Below are 16,933 nucleotides of genomic sequence, written 5' to 3'. Positions count from 1 at the left end.
CCCAGGCACACACGAGGTTCCCCAGGCCTGACGAGGAGCACACCATGTCACGATCCCTGAGAACGTCCCGTCCCTTGATAGCGCTGTCAGCCGCCGCGTTCGTGGTCGGCACGGCGTTCACCGGTGCCGGTGTCGCGGGGGCAGCGCCGCCCCCGCAGGCGCCGGCCGCCGCCCGGCCCGCCGCCCAGCAGCCCGACGAGCTGCCCGACGCCCAGATCCGCGCGATGGAGCGCGACCTCGGCCTCACCCGGGCGGAGATCCCGGACCGGCTCGCCCTCGACGCCGACGCGGCGCTGATCGAGGCGCACCTCACCGCGGCGCTCGGCGAGGCGTACGCGGGCACCTGGCTGCCCCAGGGCGCCGACGCCCCGCGCGTCGCCGTCACCAGCACCGCGGCGGCCAAGGTGGCCGAACGCGCTGGCGCCGACGCCGTCGTCGTCGAGCACGGCCTCGAGGACCTCACCGTCTGGAAGGAGGCCCTCGACGAGGTGGGCGCTCCCGACTCGGTGCACTCCTGGTACGCGGACCCGACCACCAACGAGGTGGTCGTCGAGGCGGCCGACGTCGGCGCGGCGAAGGCCATGATCGCCGAGGCGGACCTGCCGGCCGACGTCGTGCGGGTCGAGCGGTCGAAGGTCGCGCCCGAGATCGCGCGCGACATCCGCGGCGGCGACGAGTTCCGCCGGCCGACCGGCGACGGGTTCGTCACGCTGTGCTCGATCGGCTTCGCCGTGCAGGGCGGGTTCGTCACCGCCGGGCACTGCGGCGCTGCGGGCAACCCGGTCACCGCGTCGGACGGCGCGGCGCTCGGCACCTACCGGGCGTCGGTCTTCCCTGGTCACGACTGGGCGTGGGTGGCGACGAACAGCAACTGGACGCCCACTCCGACGGTGAACAACTACGCGGGCGGCACCGCGACGGTCGCCGGCTCCGCAGAGCAGGGCATCGGCGCGACGGTGTGCCGCTCGGGCCGCACGACGGGCTGGCGCTGCGGCAACATCCAGGAGAAGAACGTCACCATCAACTACGGCAACGGCGACATCCCCGGCATGGCGACGGGCTCCGCGTGCGCGGAGGGCGGCGACTCCGGCGGCTCGGTCATCTCGGGCAACCAGGCGCAGGGCGTGACGTCGGGCCGGATCGGCGACTGCTCCTCGAACGGCCGGTTCATCTACCAGCCGCTCAACCCGATCCTGAGCACCTACGGGCTGCAGCTGACCACCAGCGGCGGTGGCGGCGGTGGGCAGGCGCTGGTCGGGCTCGCGGGCAAGTGCATCGACGTGCCGAACGCCGACTTCTCGGACGGCAAGCGTCTGCAGCTCTGGACGTGCAACGGCAGCGCCGCGCAGCGGTGGACCTTCCACGCGGACGGCACGCTGCGGGCCGGGGGCAAGTGCATGGACATCGCCTGGGCCAACACGGCCGACGGTACGGCCGTGCAGCTCGCGAACTGCAGCGGCAACGCGGCCCAGCAGTTCACGCTGAGCGGGGCGGGAGACCTCGTCTCGATCCTCGCCAACAAGTGCGTGGACGTGCCGAACAGCAACAGCGCGAACGGTACGCAGCTGCAGATCTGGACCTGCAACGGCACGTCGGCCCAGAAGTGGCGCGTGGGCTGACCCTTTGGCTGGCTGAACGCGACTCATCTTCGAGACCTAAGTTTCTTCGCTTTGGGACGTCGCAAAGCGAAGAAACTTAGGCCTCGAAGTGCAGGGCCACCAGCCGGTCGTCAGAGGGTGGCGCGGACCGATCGCGTCGCCGTCACCAGGTTGCGGAGCGACTCCTTCGTCTCCGCGTAGCTGCGGGTCTTCAGGCCGCAGTCCGGGTTCACCCAGACCAGCCGCGGGTCGATCGACTTGGCCGCGAGCGTCACGAGCTCGGTCACCTCCGCGACGGACGGCACCCGCGGGCTGTGGATGTCGTAGACACCCGGCCCGATGCCGCGTCCGTACCCGGCGTCGGCGAGCTCGGGCACGATCTCCATGCGGGACCGCGCGGCCTCCACGGACGTCACGTCGGCGTCGAGGCCGTCGATCGCGCCGATGACCTGCCCGAACTCCGAGTAGCACAGGTGCGTGTGCACCTGCGTGGCGGTGCCCGCCCCGGCGGTGGAGAGCCGGAACGAGCGCACCGACCAGTCGAGGTAGTCCGCGTGCGCGGACCGGCGCAGGGGCAGCAGCTCACGCAGCGCGGGCTCGTCCACCTGCACGACGCCGATACCTGCCTCCTCCAGGTCCGTCACCTCGTCCCGGAGGGCGAGGGCGACCTGGTCGGCGGTCTCGCCGAGCGGCAGGTCGTCGCGCACGAACGACCACGCCAGGATCGTGACCGGCCCCGTCAGCATGCCCTTGACGGGCTTGCTGGTGAGCGACGCCGCGTACGCGGCCCACTCAACGGTCAGCGGCGCGGGCCGGGACACGTCGCCCCACAGGATCGGCGGCCGCACGCAGCGCGAGCCGTACGACTGCACCCAGCCGTGCACGGTCGTCACGAACCCGTCGAGCTGCTCGGCGAAGTACTGCACCATGTCGTTGCGCTCGGGCTCGCCGTGCACCAGCACGTCCAGGCCCAGCTCCTCCTGGAGCGCGACGGTGCTCGCGATCTCGGCGCGCATGGCGGTCGTGTACTCGGCGTCCGACAGCTCGCCGCGCACCCAGGAAGCCCGGGTGCGGCGGATCTCCGCGGTCTGCGGGAACGAGCCGATGGTGGTGGTCGGCAGCGGCGGCAGGTCGAGCCGGGCCTGCTGGGCTGCGGCACGCTCCGCGTATGGCGCGCGCTCGACGTCGGCGGGGGTCAGGGCCGCCGTCCGGTCCCGTACCTCCGGTACGACGACGCCGGGCGCGTCGGCGCGTGACCGGACAGCGGCCGTGGACCCGGCGAGCGCGGCGGCGACCGCCGTCCGCCCCTCGGCCAGGCCGGTCGCCAGCGTCACGACCTCGGCGATCTTCTGGTCGGCGAACGCGAGCCACGACTTCAGGTCCGGGTCGAGCCGGGGCTCGTCGCCGACGTCGTGCGGCACGTGCAGCAGCGACGTCGAGGTGCCGACGGCGACCGCCCCGGCCCCCAGCGCGGACAGGCCTTCCAGCGTGGTCAGGCGGGCATCGAGGTCGGCACGCCAGATGTTGTGCCCGTCGATCACGCCCGCGACCAGGGTCTTGGTCTCCAGGCCGGCCACCGGCCCGGCAGGGACGGTGCCCTTGACGAGGTCGATCGCCAGCGCTTCGACGTCGGTCCCGGCCAGGAGGGCGAGCCCGTCGCCTGCGTCGCTGCGCAGGTCGCCGTAGGGCGCGGTCACCAGGATCGCCGGTCGTTCCGCCGGGCCGTCCGTGCTGTCGCGGCCCGGCACGGGGGAGAGGTCGGTCGCGAGCCGCGAGTAGGCCCGGCGGACGGCGTCGGCCACGTCGGAGAAGGGGACGTCGAGCAGGTCGGTGACCAGCGCGGGCTCGTCGAGCTGCACCCAGGGTGCACCAGCGGCGGCCAGGGCGCGCAGCAGGTCGGCGTACGCGGCGACGACGTCGTCGAGCCGGTCCAGCGGGTCGAACCCGTCGGGCGCCTCGTCACCCGCGGCTGAGGAGTGAGCGTGCGAGCCCCGCAGAGCCGCGGCAGAAGATTCTGCCTTGCTGAGCAGCAGGAACGTCACCGGGCCGACGAGCACGGGGCGGGTCACGACGGCCTGGCCGCCGTCCGCCGGGTGGGCGAGCTCGCTGAACTCGCGCACCACGCGGTCGTCCACGAACCCGATGGGGGTGTCCGGCCCGATCTCCGGGACCAGGTAGTGGTAGTTCGTGTCGAACCACTTGGTCATCTCGAGCGGCGGCTTGTCGCCCTCGCCCCGGGCCAGCGTGAAGTAGCCCTCCAGGGAGAGCGCGCCTGCGCTGGCCGAGCCTGTCGAGCCTGTCGAGCCTGTCGAGCCTGTCGAGCCTGTCGAGACCAGATCACGGAACCGTTCGGGCACCGCGCCCAGCAGGGCGACGGCGTCGAGCACCTGGTCGTAGAACGAGAACGAGCCGGGGACCGCGGCCGTCTCCGCGTCCAGGCCCAGGTCGACGAGGTGCCGTGCGGTGGCCAGCCGCAGGTCGCGGGCCGTCGTCTCCAGCTCGTCGGTGGTGGTGCGTCCGGCCCAGGACGCCTCGACGGCGCGCTTGAGCTCGCGGCGTCGGCCGATGCGGGGGTAGCCAAGGATCGTGGCGGGGGAAAGTGGCGTGGACTCAACTGCCATGCGTATCAGCTCCATCGGACCTGGCGTTAGCACCTTGCCCGGCTTTGCGCTCCGGAGGCAGGTTGCTGCGGTGTCGTTGAGCCAGGACTCTCGACCGCTCTGGATGATGAGCCTGGATCGTATTCATGCCCGCGATGTGGTCGGAAAATCGTCCACGCCTCGGACGCGCAGGCTGCCCGACCGGATGTGGCTAAGAAAAGTGTGCCAAGCGCGCAGCGCACAGCACACAACCGGTCGCGAATCGGGCTCGGAGTCGGCGCTCCGGCTGCTGGCCCGCAGCCTGGAGGCCTGAGGACGACCATGCACCTGCTGCCGGTCCGGGCGCTGTCCTGGCAGCAGGTACATGGTCAGGTCCGGCGTCCCGACCCGGTCAGCCCATGGGAGCGGACGCCCGGCGTCGGCCCGCCGCGAACCGGAGCGCGACGGCGGCACCGGCCAGGGCTGCGCTGACCGCCGGCGGGCCGCCGGTCCCGAGCGGGCCGATCGCCAGGCCGCCGAGCACCGGGCCGGCCAGGGCGCCAAGGTTCAGCGCGACCGTGGAGTACGCCCCGCCCATGGTCGGGGCGCCGTGGGCCGCCGCCATGCTGCGGGCGATGAGCATGCCGCCGACGGCGAACGAGAGCGCGCCCTGCACCGGCGCGAGCACCCACACGGCCGGCGCGCTCGACGCGAGCGCCGCCCACAGCGCCCAGCCCGCCACGAGGACCGGCGTGCCGATGCCGAGCACGAGGTGCCCGTGCGTCCCCGCGAGGCGGCCCGCGGCCGAGACGCCGGCGAAGGCGCCCAGCCCGAACAGCGCCAGGACCACCGGTACCAGCGTGGGGTCGAGCCCGGCGCCGTCCGTGACGAGGGGCGCGAGGAACGTGAACGCGCAGAAGGTCGCGCCGTTGACCAGCACACCCATCACGAGCTGGCGCAGCAGGTCGGGTGACCGGAGCGTGCGGAGCTCGACCCGGAGATCGACCCGGGCGTGCGGCTCGTTCGGGCCGGTCCGCCCGGGCGTCAGCGTGGCGACGGCGACCAGCGCGAGCGCCGACACCCCGGCGAGCGCCCAGAGTGCCGAGCGCCAGCCCCAGACCTCACCGAGGAGGGCGCCGGCGGGGACCCCGGCGACCAGGGCGAGCGTCGTGCCGCTGAGGATCGCGGCGAGCGCCCGGCCCTGCCTGCTCGGCGGGACGATGGTCGTGACGGTCGACAGGGCGACCGCGAGGAACCCTGCGTTGGCCACGGCGGCCACGAACCGGGTGCCGAGCAGGACGGCGTACTGGTCGGCGAGGGCGCCGACCACGTGCGCGGCGACGAAGATCAGCAGGCACGCCGACAGGGTCCACCGCGGTGGCAGACGGCGCCCGAGCACTGCCGCCAGCGGTGCGCCGACGACCATGCCGACCGCGAAGCCCGAGGTCAGGTAGCCGGCCTGGGCGAGGGCGATGCCGAGATCGGTGGAGATGCCGGGCACGAGCCCGGCGAGGACGAATTCCGACGTGCCTTGCGCGAAGACCGCGACGGCGAGCACGTAGAGCAGGACAGGCATGAGCGACTCCGGAGGGAAAGAGGGGAACGGGTAGGCCGGAGCGGCACTACGGGGCCCTTCGGATGCGCACGGACACCACCGGCTCACCGGGACAGGAGTCACGGGGGAGCGGGCGGGCGAGGTCGTACCTCGGCGGTCTCTACAGACGCGTCTCTACAGACGGTCTCTACAGGGGCATCTCGGGCTACCGGAGTACCGGCAGCCCGAACCTGGATGCTTCTGGAGACCTCATGCGGCGAAATTATCAGACGCCGGCAGCGGTCGCTGCCACGCGACCTCGCGGTCGAGCTGTCCGGTCGAGCGGAACAGGAGCACCTGGTGGGCGTCGGGCAGCGCGGTGGCGAGGGCGTCCGTCGTCGTCCGGGCGAAGCCGAGCTTCTGCCAGAAGCCGCCCGACCGGCGGGAGAACAGCCAGGCCTGGCGCGCCCCGGCGTCGGCGGCCCGGTCCAGGGCGAAGCGTGCCAGGCGCAGGCCGTCGCCCGCACCGCGCAGGTCCGGGCGGACGGCGACGCTCCGGACCAGCGCGTGCTCGCCGCTCGCGCCGAGCTCGAACCCGGTGGTCGTGCGCACGGCGCCGGCGTCGTCGCGCTCGAGCCACAGGCGTACCGCGGGTTCCGCCAGTGCGGCGACCGTCAGGTCCGCGGTGCGGAGGAATGTCGCCAGGTCGTCGAGGTCGTCGGCGGTGGCAGGGCTGAGCACGCCGGGAGCCTACCCGCGGTGCGCTGCGCTCGGAGCCCTTCGTCTGGCACTCGGCGCCCGCCCGGCCGGGCCAGCGGTGCCGGATGTGGTCCACGTCACAGCCAGCTGCTGTCATCGCGCGTCGGGTGGTGCACACCGACGCTGGTGTGACCGCCCTCTTCGTCCGCGCCCGCCCCATCGGTCCCGTCCCGGCGGGAGCTGCGGCCCGGGCGGGCGCCGTCCTCGCCGCGACGCTGGTCGTGACCGGTTGCGCCGCCGGGACGACGCAGGCGGCCGACGGCGTCGGCCTGGCAGTGCCGGAGCCGCGCACCACTGCCGTGGCGCCGCAGAAGGCCGGACCGCCCAGCCCGGTCCCCAGCCCTGTTCCCAGCCCGGTCCCCAGCGAAGTCGTCGGCCCCGTGGGTGACCGCGCCGCCGGTCCAGCCGCGGGCCTCGACCTGACGAAGCACTCGGCGTCCGACCCGGCGAGCCCCTGGGTGGTCGTCAACAAGCGCACGCCGCTCGACCCGATCGACTACGAGCCGGAGCTCACCGTCGTGCGCGGCTACCTCGTGCGGCCCGATGCCGCCCCCGACCTCACCGCGCTGCTCGACGCCGCCGACGCCGACGGGGTGCACCTGACCCTGCGCAGCGCCTACCGCGCGTACCCCAAGCAGGCGGCGGTCTACGACGGGTGGGTGGCCCGGCTCGGGGACGAGCAGGCGGACGCCGTGTCGGCCCGCCCGGGGCACAGCGAGCACCAGACGGGGATCGCGGTGGACGTGGGCAGCTCCACCCGGCCCGAGTGCGACTTCGAGGGGTGCTTCGTCGCGACGGTCGAGGGCCGCTGGGTGGCAGAGCACGCTGTCGAGCACGGCTTCCTCGTGCGGTACGCGCCCGGGAACAGCACCGTCACCGGCTACGGCCCCGAGAGCTGGCACCTGCGCTGGGTGGGCCGGGAGCTCGCCGCGCACCTGCGCGACACCGGCCGCACCACCCTGGAGGAGGTCTTCGACGTGCCGGGCGGGGGCTATGCCCGCTGATCCGTGCTGATCCGTGATGATCCTCAGCGCGGACCGCGTCCTGCGGGCTTGACCTTGTCGCAGCGTCAACCCTGCACGCTGCGGTCATGACAACGGCAGAGACCTCACCCCCCGTCCCACCGGCAGGCCCGGTGCACGCGGCGATCGAGATCGTCGGGCTGCGCAAGTCCTTCGGCGACCACCAGGTGCTCGACGGCGTCGACCTGGCCGTCCCCGCCGGCTCCGTCTACGCGCTGCTCGGCCCGAACGGCGCGGGCAAGACCACCCTGGTCAACATCCTGTCGACGCTGCTGACGGCCGACGCGGGCGAGCTGCGCGTCGCGGGCCACGACGTGCGGCGCGAGCCGGCCCGGATCCGGTCGACGATCGGTGTCACCGGGCAGTTCTCGGCGATCGACCTGTTCCTCACCGGCCGGGAGAACCTGCGGCTCATGGCCGACCTCACGCACCTCGACCGGGCCACCGCCGCCCGGGACGTCGCGGGGCTGCTCGAGCGGTTCGACCTGGCGGACGCCGCGGACCGTCGCGCCCTGACCTGGTCCGGCGGGATGCAGCGCAGGCTGGACCTCGCGATGACCCTCATCACCCGGCCGCGCCTCATCTTCCTCGACGAGCCGACCACCGGGCTCGACCCCCGCAGCCGCCGCGAGGTCTGGCAGGTGGTCCGGGAGCAGGTGGCCGACGGCGTCACCGTGCTCCTGACGACCCAGTACCTGGAGGAGGCGGACGCCCTGGCCGACCGGGTGGGCGTGCTCGACGCCGGGAGGCTCGTCGCCGAGGGGACCCCGGCAGAGCTCAAGGCGCGGGTCCCCGGCGACAGCACCAACCTGGACGACGTGTTCTTGGCGCTCACCGGCCACGCGCCGCTATCCGCGACACCCGACGCACGCCCCGAGGCCACCCAGGAGGTGACCGCACGATGAGCACCACCTACGTCGTCCGCGACTCGATGACCATGCTCCGCCGCAACCTGCGGCACCTCAGCCGCTACCCGTCGCTCGCGCTCATGCTGCTCGCCGTCCCGATCGTGTTCCTGCTGATGTTCGTGTACGTGTTCGGCGGCACGCTCGGCGCTGGCCTCCCCGTCGACGGCGGCGGTACCCGGGCCGACTACCTCACCTACCTCGTCCCCGGCATCTGGATCATGACCGTGGCCAGCGTGGCGAACGGAACCGCCGTGTCGGTCGCCATCGACCGGACCGGCGGGATGTTCGCCCGGTTCCGGACCATGGACATCGCCAGGGTGTCGGTGCTGACCGGGCACGTGCTCGGCGCGGTGACGCGGACCCTCCTCGCCCTCTCGGTGATGATCGTCTTCGCGCTGCTGCTCGGGTTCCGGTCCGACGCAGGGTTCGTCGGCTGGCTCGGCGCCGCCGGGCTGGTGCTGCTGCTCGCGTTCTCGTTCACGTGGCTGACGGTCGCCATGGGCCTGGCCGCCGGCAGCATCGAGACGGCGAGCAACACCCCGCTGGTCCTGATGGTGCTGCCGTTCGTGAGCAGCGGCTTCGTACCGACGGAGCAGATGCCGGCCGGGCTGCGGCACTTCGCCGAGCACCAGCCGTTCACGCCGATCATCGAGACGCTCCGGGCACTGACCGCCGGCACACCGGTGGGCCACGAGGGCTGGATCGCCGTCGGCTGGTGCACGGTGATCGGTGTGACGGGGTACCTGTGGGCCCGGCGCCAGTTCGCGAGGGTGCCGGTGCGCTAGACCGAGCGGGCGGGGAACCAGGCAGGACGAGGGAGGAGACTTCAGCCATGCTGACTATCGGCCAGCTCGCGTCCTACGCGGGGGTGACGGCGCGCGCCGTACGGCACTATCACGCCGAGGGGCTGCTGCCCGAGCCCGAGCGTGACCACTCGGGCTACCGGCGGTACGGCGCGCAGGCCGTCGTGGAGCTCATCCGGATCAGGGTCCTTGCCGACGCCGGCGTGCCCCTCGCGCGGGTGCAGGAGCTCCTGCACGCCGACGAGAAGGAGTTCACGGCGGCCGTCGCCGAGATCGACGCCAGGCTCCGGAAGGAGATCGCGGAACGGGAGCGGCACCGGGAGCGCATCGCGAGGCTCGCCGCCGGCAACAGCCTGGCCCTGCCCCCTGAGGGCGCTGCCTATCTCGACCGATGGCGTGAGCTCGGCGTTCCCGAGCGGGTCGTGCAGATCGAGCGGGACAGCTGGATCCTCACCCTCGCCGTGCTGTCGCCGGAGGAGGTGGCCGAGGCGATGGCGCAGAAGGGCCGCCTGCTCGACGACCCGGAGTTCGTCGACGTCCTCCGGTCGATCAGCGAGGCGATCGACTGGGCGCCCGACGACGCGAGGCTGAACGGCCTGGCCGACAAGGTGGCGGCGCTGCTCGATCTGCACGCCGACTGGGCCAACGGCTCGGCGGGCGACTCGCCGAGCGGGACGGTGCGCCGTCCGGAGGCAGGGATCGTCGAGCTGTTCGACTCGCTCGCCCTCGACTCCATCCCCGCGGGCCGCCGCCTGGAGGCGCTGCTCGAGGAGCGTGGGTGGTCCGGCTGGACCGAGCAGCAGCGGATCGTGCCGTAGGCAGGGCGGTTCGCTCGGTCTCGCGGGTCGGCGACGCGAGGATCTGCAGCCTGACCTGGGCAAGAGTTTCAAAATGTCCCAGTTTGCGGCAGGATGCGCTATATCGCCTATCACCAGGGGAATATCGTGACCGCGACCACCTCAGGGGCCGCAGCACTGTCGGACGCGCCCATGTCCACACCCGCTCTCGTCGCCTGCGACGTGGAGGGGACGCTCGCCCGTGCCGGGCGCCGGCCCTCGCCGGCCGTCCTCGACGCCATAGCGGCGGTTCGCGCCGCAGGACACCACCTGGTGGTCGCCACGGGCCGGTCCCTGTCGAGCGCCGTGCAGGCGGCGCGGCAGCTCGGCGTCCGTGACGGCTGGGTGGTCGCTGCGAACGGCGCGGTGACCGCGCGGCTGCGGCCGGACGGCTACTCCATCGCCCAGGTGGTCCCGCTGGACGCGGAGCCCGTGTGCCGGCTCGTCGCCAGGACGCGACCGGACCTGCGGCTCGCCGCCGAGGTGGTCGGGACCGGATACCGCGTCACCCGGCGCTTTCCCGAGCGCCAGCTCAGCGGGCACGAGGAGGTGGTCCGCACGGTCGACGGACTCTGGGTCCGGCCGACACCCCGCGTCGTGGTCCACGGGCAGTGGGCCCAGCGGCTCACCCCGGCGTTGCGCGAGTCGGGCGTCACCGCGATCCCGGCCCGCGTGGACTGGGTCGACGTCACGGCCCCCGGCACTACCAAGGCGACCGCGCTCGAGAGCATCCGCGTCGAGCTGGGGGTCGCGTCGTCCCGGACCGTCGCCGTCGGTCACGGGGAGAACGATCTCGAGATGTTGGCGTGGGCCGCCGTGCCGATCGCGATGGGCCACGCTCCCGAGGCGGTCCGCGCCGTCGCCGCTCGCGTCACGGGGACCGTGGACGAGGACGGCGCCGCCGAGGCGCTCTTCGACGCGCTCCTGCTGCCGGCCGCGTGAGCCGAGCCGCCTGAGCCGCGCCGAACGTGGCTCAGCGCGGCTGCCTGCGCACCGCGTCCACGAGCGCGGGCACCAGCTCCGGCCGGCGGAACGTGTAGCCGGCGGCCGTGAGCCGTTCGGGCAGCACCCACCGGCTCTTGAGCACGAGCTCTGCCTCGTTGCGCAGCACCCAGAGGGCAGGCTCCAGCAGCCACCGCGGCGCCGGCAGGCCGACCGGCATCCGCACCGCACGGCGCAGCCCTGCCATGAGCGTGCGGTTGTCGCTCGGGTTCGGTGCCGAGAGGTTGACCGGCCCGGAGAGAGTGTCCGTCTCGTCGATGAACCGGATCGCGCCGGTGCTGGAACCACCAGCCGTCCAGCTGCGGTCCGCCCACCCCCAGCCGGGCGATGCGCGCCAGCATGTCGGACGCCGGTCCGCCGAGCACGATCGCCATGCGCAGCGCGACCCGCCGCGTGCCGGGCAGGTCGCCCGCGAAGAGCTCGCGCTCCCAGCTGCGGGCCACGTCGACGGAGAAGCCGGTACCGAGCTCGCCGTCGGCCTCCGTCTGGGGCCGGTCCGTCGCGTACCGGTAGATCGTGGCGGTGCTCGCGTTGAGCCACAGGCGCGGAGGAGCCGACGCCGCGGCGACCGCTCCGTGCAGGGCGCGCGTCGTGTCGGTACGGGAGCGCAGGATCTCGTCGCGGTTCGCGTCGGTGTACCGGCAGCCGACGCTCTTGCCCGCGAGGTTGACCAGCAGGTCGGCGCCGTCGACCACGCGCGCGAGCGCGGCGTCGCCGTCGGCCCACCGGACGTCGGGACCGGTGCGCCCGACCCGCACGACGTCGTACCCGCGCGCCGCGAGGTCGTGCACCAGCGCCCGTCCGATGAAGCCGTTCCAGCCCGCCACGACAGCCCGCCGCTGATTCGTCATGGTGGGGAGCCTATGGCCGAGCCCGTCTTCTGGTGGTTCGTCGGGTTGCTGAACGCCGGGTCGCCGCTCGCCGCGCCGCTGCCGCGTCGTTGAGCCAGGATGTGCGGATGGCGTACGTTCACTCGCACGGCACGGCCGGCCCGGCCACGCCACGCACGACATTCCTTCTGGTCGTCACCCTGGTCTCCGCGCTGCTCCTGACCCTGGTCGGCGTGTGGCTGCTGTGGCCGGACGCCGGCGACGTGCCCGACCGGGTGCCGGCCAAGGCCGAGGGCACGTCGTTCGTCGATGTCACCGTCACGGGCCCCGCAGACCTGGTCACCGGCAGCGTCCCGGTCGAGCTGCCGAGCGGAGAGGCCTCCCAGATGCAGGCGCCCGGCCCGTCGGTACCCCTGAGCGACGGCGACCGGATCACCGCCGTCGACATCTCCCAGGTCTCGCAGGCCGGCGTCGACCCGCTCGTGTTCATGGACTACCAGCGCGAGCTGCCGATCGCGCTGCTGGCCCTCGTCTATGCCGCCGTCGTGCTGCTGGTCGCGCGCTGGCGCGGGCTGGCGGCCATGGCAGGGCTCGGCACGGCGTTCGTCGTGCTCCTGGGCTTCACCATGCCCGCGCTGCTGGCGGGGGAGTCCGCGATCGGTGTGGCCCTGGTGACGTCGTCCCTGGTGATGTTCGTGACGTTGTACCTGGCGCACGGCCTGTCGGCCCGTACGTCGACGGCGCTGCTCGGCACGCTGGTCGGCCTCGTGCTGACCGCGCTGCTCGCCACCTGGGCCTCCGGGGCGGCGCAGATCACCGGCACCACCGCGGAGGCCTCGGCGTTCCTGCCGTCCAGCGCGCCGGCGGCGGACCTGCGCGGGATCGCGCTGTGCGGCATCATCCTGGCGGGCATGGGCGTGCTGAACGACGTGACGATCACCCAGGCGTCGGCCGTGTGGGAGCTGCGCGGCGTCGCCCCGGCGGCGTCGCGGACCGAGCTGTTCACGCGGGCCATGCGCATCGGGCGCGACCACATCGCGTCGACCGTCTACACGATCGCGTTCGCCTACGTCGGTGCCACCCTGCCGCTGCTGATGATGGTCTGGCTCGTGGACCAGTCGCCGGCCACCGCCCTGAGCTCCGGCGGGATCGCCGAGGAGGTGGTGCGCACGCTCGTCGGGTCGATCGGGCTCGTGCTCGCCATCCCGGTCACCACCGCGATCGCGACGCTCACCGTCCCGGGGCCGGTGGAGCCGGGGGCGGTCTCGCCGGCGTACGAGCCGGCCTCCGACCCGGAGGTGATGGCGCCCGTGTCCGAGGCGTGGGCGGTCCGGGAGGCTTCCGAGGCACCGGCGTCGTAGCGGGTGCGGCGGTGATGCCCACGTTCTGTTCGAGCGCGCGCAGGAGCGTCGTCGCGTCCTCCCGCTCGGACCGGCTCAGGCCGCCCGCCGTCGCCTGCTCGAGCCGTGCCCAGATCCCGGCGACGCGCGGCTGGAGCGCCCGGCTGGCGGGTGTGGGCTCCACGAGGGTGACCCGCCGGTCGTCCGGGCTGGGCCGTCGGCGCACGAACCCGGCCCGCTCGAGCCGCTGGACCGTCCGCGTCATCGACGCCGAGTCCGTGGCGACGTGCTCTGCCAGGTCCGTCTGCCGTTGCGGCCCGTGCTCCCACAGGAACATGAGCAGCAGCTCCTGGCCGGGGTGCAGCCCGAGGGGGCGCAGCAGGTCCGCGGCGAGCGCCCGGTGCGCTCGCGCGAGCGAGAACACCGCAAGGCTGAGCGGCCCGGTGACGAACGGGTTCGACTCACTGTCCGAGGCAGATGCCATGCGGCTCATCATAGAACTCGTCACGTCGGGTGACCTGGTCGGGAATAGCCGAGCCGTCCGGGACGGTTACCTGTCTCGAACAGCAAAACCGGTGCGAGGAGAGGAAGCACGATGCGAGCAGTAGTTTTCGACCAGTTCGGTGGCCCGGAGGTCCTGCACCTCGGCGAGGTCCCGGAGCCGGAGGCGGGTCCCGGCCAGGTCCGGGTCCGGGTCGAGGCCGTCGGCGTCAACGCGTTCGACGGGAAGGTTCGCTCGGGCGCCATGGAGGCCGTGTTCCGCACACCGCTCCCCGGCGTGCCCGGCCTGGAGGTCGCGGGGATCGTGGACCAGGTGGGGGCCGACGTCGCCGGCGTCACCCTCGGGGACCGGGTCACCGGCCCGGCAGGTCGCGGCGCGGCGGAGCTCGCGGTCCTCGACGTGTGGGCGCCGGTTCCCGACACGCTCGACGCGACGCAGGCCGCTGCACTGCCCGTGGTGAGCGAGACGTCCCGGCGCGCACTGCGCATCCTCGGCCTCGAACCGGGGGAGACCCTGCTGGTGCACGGCGCCAGCGGCGGGGTCGGCGGGCTCGTGACCCAGCTCGCGGTCGCGTCCGGCGTGCACGTGATCGGCACGGCCTCCCCGGCCAACCAGGAGCGGGTCGCGTCCTACGGGGCGACCCCCACGACGTACGGCGAAGGGCTCGTGGACCGGATCCGGGCGCTCGTGCCCGCGATCGACGCCGTGCTCGACACCGCGGGCAGCGGCGTCCTGCCGGACAGCATCGAGCTGCGGGGCGGCACCGAACGCGTGCTGACCCTCGCCGACCCGGCGGCCTTCACGCTGGGCGTCGAGTTCACCGAGCGGTCCGAGCACTCGGCCGAGGTGCTGGCCGAGATCATCGGCCTGGTGGCGCGTGGCGAGGTGTCGGTGCCGGTCGCGAAGGTGCTGCCGCTGGAGGAGGCCGGGCGGGCGCAGGGCCTGGTCGACGACGGTCATGCGGGCGGCAAGGTGGTGCTGGTGCCGTGAGCATCGGCGGGGCGGGGCGGGCAGGGCAGGGCAGGGCACACTCGATCGGTGGGTGCCGGCTGGGCTGACCTGCGTTCGCCTCCGCCCCGCCGATGCGGGCTGTGCCGAACTGTTCAGCATGCGTGAACCAGGCGTGGCTGAGGTGAACGTATGCCAGGAAACCTGGCACCCCGCCGACGGGTCTACCTTGCCCCCAGGCCCCGGGTAGGCGGCCCGGACTGCGGCTCAGGGTCGAGCGGCCTCGCCGACCAGGCTCTCGATCTCGGCGGTCAGCAAGCGCTCTCCGTCGAGCCCCATCGTGTCGAAGGCGCCCACGATCTCCAGGGACACGAGCCCGTGGACGCGGTACCAGGTGGACAGGGCGAGCCGGAGCGACGGCGCGGCCGCCGTCGGGAGGCCGAGGGACGCACCCCACCGGCACAGGTCCTCGTCGAGCACCGAGCTCACGGCGGGCCCGGTCCACGCCCCGGCGTCGGCCGCGACCTCCTGGAGTGTCGTGACCAGGGCGAGCATGCTCTGGCTGATCGTGCTGACGCTCTCCAGCGGGTCCACCGTCTCGCGTCGGCTGCCGGTGAAGAGCATCGAGTACCGGCGCGGGTGGTCCAGCGCCCAGCGCCGCCAGGCGTGCGCGATGGCGGACAGCCGCTCAGGGGCCGGACGGTCCGCCGCCGCGCGGGCCGCGGCCTCGACCGCGGTGCCGAGGTCGGTGTACCCGGCCAGGACCAGGGCGTCGAGCAGCGCCTCGCGGGACGCGAAGTAGTGGTACAGCGCGGGCGGCGTCAGGCCCATCGCCTTGCCCACCGAGGCGAGCGACAGTCCGTGCGCACCGCCGGCGTCGACGAGCCGGAGGGCTTCCTGGACGATCTCGTCGACCGTCTGCCGTCGGAGCCGTTCGCGTCGGGTCGGGGGCCGGGTGTCGTCATCGACTGGCATGGCGCGAGCCTAGGCCGTGTCTCGGGACCGGCGCGCCTCCGGGTGCCTCAGAGCACCGCCCAGCCGAGCAGCCCCGCCGCCATCACCACCGCCCACGGCGGCGCCGACCACTTCGCCAGCGCGACGAACGCCGCTATGGCGAGCGCCAGCGCGACCAGCGGCTCGCTCGCGGCCAGGACGCCCTGGGTGAGCACCGGGTCGTAGAGCGCGGCGGCGAGCAGCCCGACCACTCCCGCGTTCACACCGGTGAGGGCGCGCCGGGCGCGCGGTGCGCTGCGCAGCCGCTCCCAGAACGGCAGCCCGCCCACGACGAGCAGGGCCGAGGGCACGAAGATCGCCAGGAGCGCGATCGCCGCACCGGCGATCCCCGTCGGCCCGGACGTGGTGACAGCGCCCAGGTACGCCGCGAACGTGAACAGCGGGCCGGGCACGGCCTGCGCAGCGCCGTAGCCGGCGAGGAACTGGTCGTGCCCCACCAGGCCGGACGGCACCAGCTCCGCCTGCAGCAGGGGCAGCACCACGTGGCCGCCGCCGAAGACGAGCGCCCCGGCGCGATAGAAGATGTCGACGAGCCGGGTCACGCCGCCGTCCCAGGCGGCCGCCAGCAGGGGCAGGGCGACGAGCAGCGCACCGAACACCGCGAGGCAGGCCACCGCGACCGAGCGCCGGACGGGCACGGGGAACGGCTCGTCGTCGCCGTCGTCGGGCGGGGCGGCGAGCCACAGGAGCCCGGCGGCACCCGACAGCACGATCACGCCGACCTGGCTCAGCACGACCGGCAGCCCCAGGACCGACGGCGCGAGCAGCGTCGCGATCGCGGCGGCCCCCACGATGGTCGCGCGGCGAGCGTCCGGAGCGAGGGTCCTGGCCATCCCGAGCACGGCGTGCGCGACGACGGCGACCGCTGCCGCCTTGAGGCCGCCGATCCATCCCGCCCCTGCGTCGCCTCCGAACGTCGTGACCCCGTACGCGAACACGACCAGCAGCACAGCGGAGGGCAGCGTGAACCCTGCCCAGGCGGCCAGCAGCCCACCGATGCCCGCCCGTCTCAGCCCGATCGCCATACCCACCTGGCTCGACGCCGGTCCGGGCAGGAACTGGCAGAGCGCCACCAGGTCGGCGTACGCGCGGTCGCCGAGCCACCGGCGGCGCACCACGAACGCGTCGCGGAAATAGCCGAGGTGCGCCACCGGCCCGCCGAACGACGTCAGCCCGAGGCGCAGGAACACGACGAACACCTCGCGGGCCGTTCCGCCGCCCGAGACGGTCGGGGCGGGGGAGCCGGACGTCGACATGC

At 73.6% G+C, this 16,933-nt stretch carries 13 protein-coding genes, 2 pseudogenes and 1 riboswitch; of the genes and pseudogenes, 8 read left to right on the top strand and 7 right to left on the bottom strand.

Translation table 11 applies throughout. The features are described from left to right. Window positions 1-44 precede the first annotated feature (44 nt). Window positions 45-1,619, top strand: coding sequence for a ricin-type beta-trefoil lectin domain protein (locus tag APR04_RS05110; protein WP_253868318.1), 1,575 nt, complete (start codon window positions 45-47; stop codon window positions 1,617-1,619). Between the two features lie 110 nt (window positions 1,620-1,729). On the opposite strand, the gene metE is transcribed toward APR04_RS05110, so the two are convergent. The 3 genes from metE to APR04_RS05095 all read right to left on the bottom strand — a co-directional run bounded on the left by metE (window position 1,730) and on the right by APR04_RS05095 (window position 6,452). Continuing rightward, entirely contained in the window at window positions 1,730-4,219 is a 2,490-nt protein-coding gene (gene metE / locus APR04_RS05105) for a 5-methyltetrahydropteroyltriglutamate--homocysteine S-methyltransferase (protein ID WP_253868317.1), read from the bottom strand. An 8-nt stretch (window positions 4,220-4,227) separates the two neighbouring features. After that, window positions 4,228-4,329, bottom strand: a riboswitch (SAM riboswitch). Window positions 4,330-4,589: 260 nt separating this feature from the next. Then, a complete protein-coding gene (locus APR04_RS05100; protein ID WP_253868316.1) occupies window positions 4,590-5,753 on the bottom strand; it encodes a Cmx/CmrA family chloramphenicol efflux MFS transporter in 1,164 nt (387 codons plus the stop codon). Between the two features lie 228 nt (window positions 5,754-5,981). Next, the gene (locus APR04_RS05095) at window positions 5,982-6,452 is read right to left on the bottom strand and encodes a GNAT family N-acetyltransferase (protein WP_253868315.1); all 471 of its coding nucleotides are present in this window, start codon (window positions 6,450-6,452) and stop codon (window positions 5,982-5,984) included. A 146-nt stretch (window positions 6,453-6,598) separates the two neighbouring features. Here APR04_RS05095 and APR04_RS05090 point away from each other — a divergent pair, with 146 nt between their 5' ends. The 5 genes from APR04_RS05090 to APR04_RS05070 all read left to right on the top strand — a co-directional run bounded on the left by APR04_RS05090 (window position 6,599) and on the right by APR04_RS05070 (window position 10,981). Then, the gene (locus tag APR04_RS05090) at window positions 6,599-7,474 is read left to right on the top strand and encodes a M15 family metallopeptidase (protein WP_253868314.1); all 876 of its coding nucleotides are present in this window, start codon (window positions 6,599-6,601) and stop codon (window positions 7,472-7,474) included. Between the two features lie 86 nt (window positions 7,475-7,560). Then, window positions 7,561-8,397 carry an ABC transporter ATP-binding protein gene (locus APR04_RS05085; RefSeq protein WP_253868313.1) on the top strand — a complete coding sequence of 279 codons (837 nt, stop codon included), beginning with the start codon at window positions 7,561-7,563 and terminating at the stop codon, window positions 8,395-8,397. Continuing rightward, window positions 8,394-9,185 (top strand): ABC transporter permease, encoded by a 792-nt coding sequence (locus APR04_RS05080; RefSeq protein WP_253868312.1) that lies wholly within the window; start codon window positions 8,394-8,396, stop codon window positions 9,183-9,185. The genes APR04_RS05085 and APR04_RS05080 overlap by 4 nt, the downstream gene beginning before the upstream one ends. Window positions 9,186-9,232: 47 nt before the next feature. Continuing rightward, the gene (locus APR04_RS05075; protein ID WP_253868311.1) at window positions 9,233-10,021 is read left to right on the top strand and encodes a MerR family transcriptional regulator; all 789 of its coding nucleotides are present in this window, start codon (window positions 9,233-9,235) and stop codon (window positions 10,019-10,021) included. Between the two features lie 126 nt (window positions 10,022-10,147). Then, window positions 10,148-10,981, top strand: a complete 834-nt coding sequence (locus APR04_RS05070) for an HAD family hydrolase (protein WP_253868310.1) — start codon at window positions 10,148-10,150, stop codon at window positions 10,979-10,981. Between the two features lie 31 nt (window positions 10,982-11,012). Here APR04_RS05070 and APR04_RS05065 read toward each other — a convergent pair. Then, window positions 11,013-11,892, bottom strand: a pseudogene (locus APR04_RS05065) (epimerase). 107 nt (window positions 11,893-11,999) lie between these two features. Here APR04_RS05065 and APR04_RS05060 point away from each other — a divergent pair. After that, on the top strand, window positions 12,000-13,232 hold the full coding sequence (locus APR04_RS05060; RefSeq protein WP_253868309.1) for a YibE/F family protein: 1,233 nt from the start codon (window positions 12,000-12,002) through the stop codon (window positions 13,230-13,232). A 157-nt stretch (window positions 13,233-13,389) separates the two neighbouring features. On the opposite strand, the pseudogene APR04_RS30365 reads toward APR04_RS05060, so the two are convergent. Continuing rightward, a pseudogene (locus tag APR04_RS30365) lies at window positions 13,390-13,695 on the bottom strand (MarR family winged helix-turn-helix transcriptional regulator); the annotation flags it as partial. A 111-nt stretch (window positions 13,696-13,806) separates the two neighbouring features. Between APR04_RS30365 and APR04_RS05050 the strand changes: the two are divergent. After that, entirely contained in the window at window positions 13,807-14,703 is an 897-nt protein-coding gene (locus APR04_RS05050) for an NADP-dependent oxidoreductase (RefSeq protein WP_253868308.1), read from the top strand. Between the two features lie 225 nt (window positions 14,704-14,928). Here APR04_RS05050 and APR04_RS05045 read toward each other — a convergent pair whose 3' ends face one another. Together APR04_RS05045 and chrA are read right to left on the bottom strand one after the other, a co-directional pair. Continuing rightward, a complete protein-coding gene (locus APR04_RS05045) occupies window positions 14,929-15,636 on the bottom strand; it encodes a TetR/AcrR family transcriptional regulator (protein WP_253868307.1) in 708 nt (235 codons plus the stop codon). Window positions 15,637-15,683: 47 nt separating this feature from the next. Further along, window positions 15,684-16,931, bottom strand: coding sequence for a chromate efflux transporter (gene chrA, locus APR04_RS05040; protein ID WP_253868502.1), 1,248 nt, complete (start codon window positions 16,929-16,931; stop codon window positions 15,684-15,686). Between the last annotated feature and the right edge of the window lie 2 nt (window positions 16,932-16,933).

Origin of the sequence: Promicromonospora umidemergens (genome assembly GCF_024171995.1) — a bacterium.
Lineage (GTDB): Bacteria > Actinomycetota > Actinomycetes > Actinomycetales > Cellulomonadaceae > Promicromonospora > Promicromonospora umidemergens.
This window is presented reverse-complemented; position numbering and strand designations above follow the sequence as displayed.

Excerpts from the sequence above, each read along its gene's own strand:
- APR04_RS05110 (WP_253868318.1), top strand. The coding sequence starts at position 45 with ATGTCACGATCCCTGAGAACGTCCCGTCCCTTGATAGCGCTGTCAGCC.
- metE (WP_253868317.1), bottom strand. The coding sequence starts at position 4,219 with ATGGCAGTTGAGTCCACGCCACTTTCCCCCGCCACGATCCTTGGCTAC.
- APR04_RS05100 (WP_253868316.1), bottom strand. The coding sequence starts at position 5,753 with ATGCCTGTCCTGCTCTACGTGCTCGCCGTCGCGGTCTTCGCGCAAGGC.
- APR04_RS05085 (WP_253868313.1), top strand. The coding sequence starts at position 7,561 with ATGACAACGGCAGAGACCTCACCCCCCGTCCCACCGGCAGGCCCGGTG.
- APR04_RS05080 (WP_253868312.1), top strand. The coding sequence starts at position 8,394 with ATGAGCACCACCTACGTCGTCCGCGACTCGATGACCATGCTCCGCCGC.
- APR04_RS05075 (WP_253868311.1), top strand. The coding sequence starts at position 9,233 with ATGCTGACTATCGGCCAGCTCGCGTCCTACGCGGGGGTGACGGCGCGC.
- APR04_RS05060 (WP_253868309.1), top strand. The coding sequence starts at position 12,000 with ATGGCGTACGTTCACTCGCACGGCACGGCCGGCCCGGCCACGCCACGC.
- APR04_RS05050 (WP_253868308.1), top strand. The coding sequence starts at position 13,807 with ATGCGAGCAGTAGTTTTCGACCAGTTCGGTGGCCCGGAGGTCCTGCAC.
- APR04_RS05045 (WP_253868307.1), bottom strand. The coding sequence starts at position 15,636 with ATGCCAGTCGATGACGACACCCGGCCCCCGACCCGACGCGAACGGCTC.
- chrA (WP_253868502.1), bottom strand. The coding sequence starts at position 16,931 with ATGTCGACGTCCGGCTCCCCCGCCCCGACCGTCTCGGGCGGCGGAACG.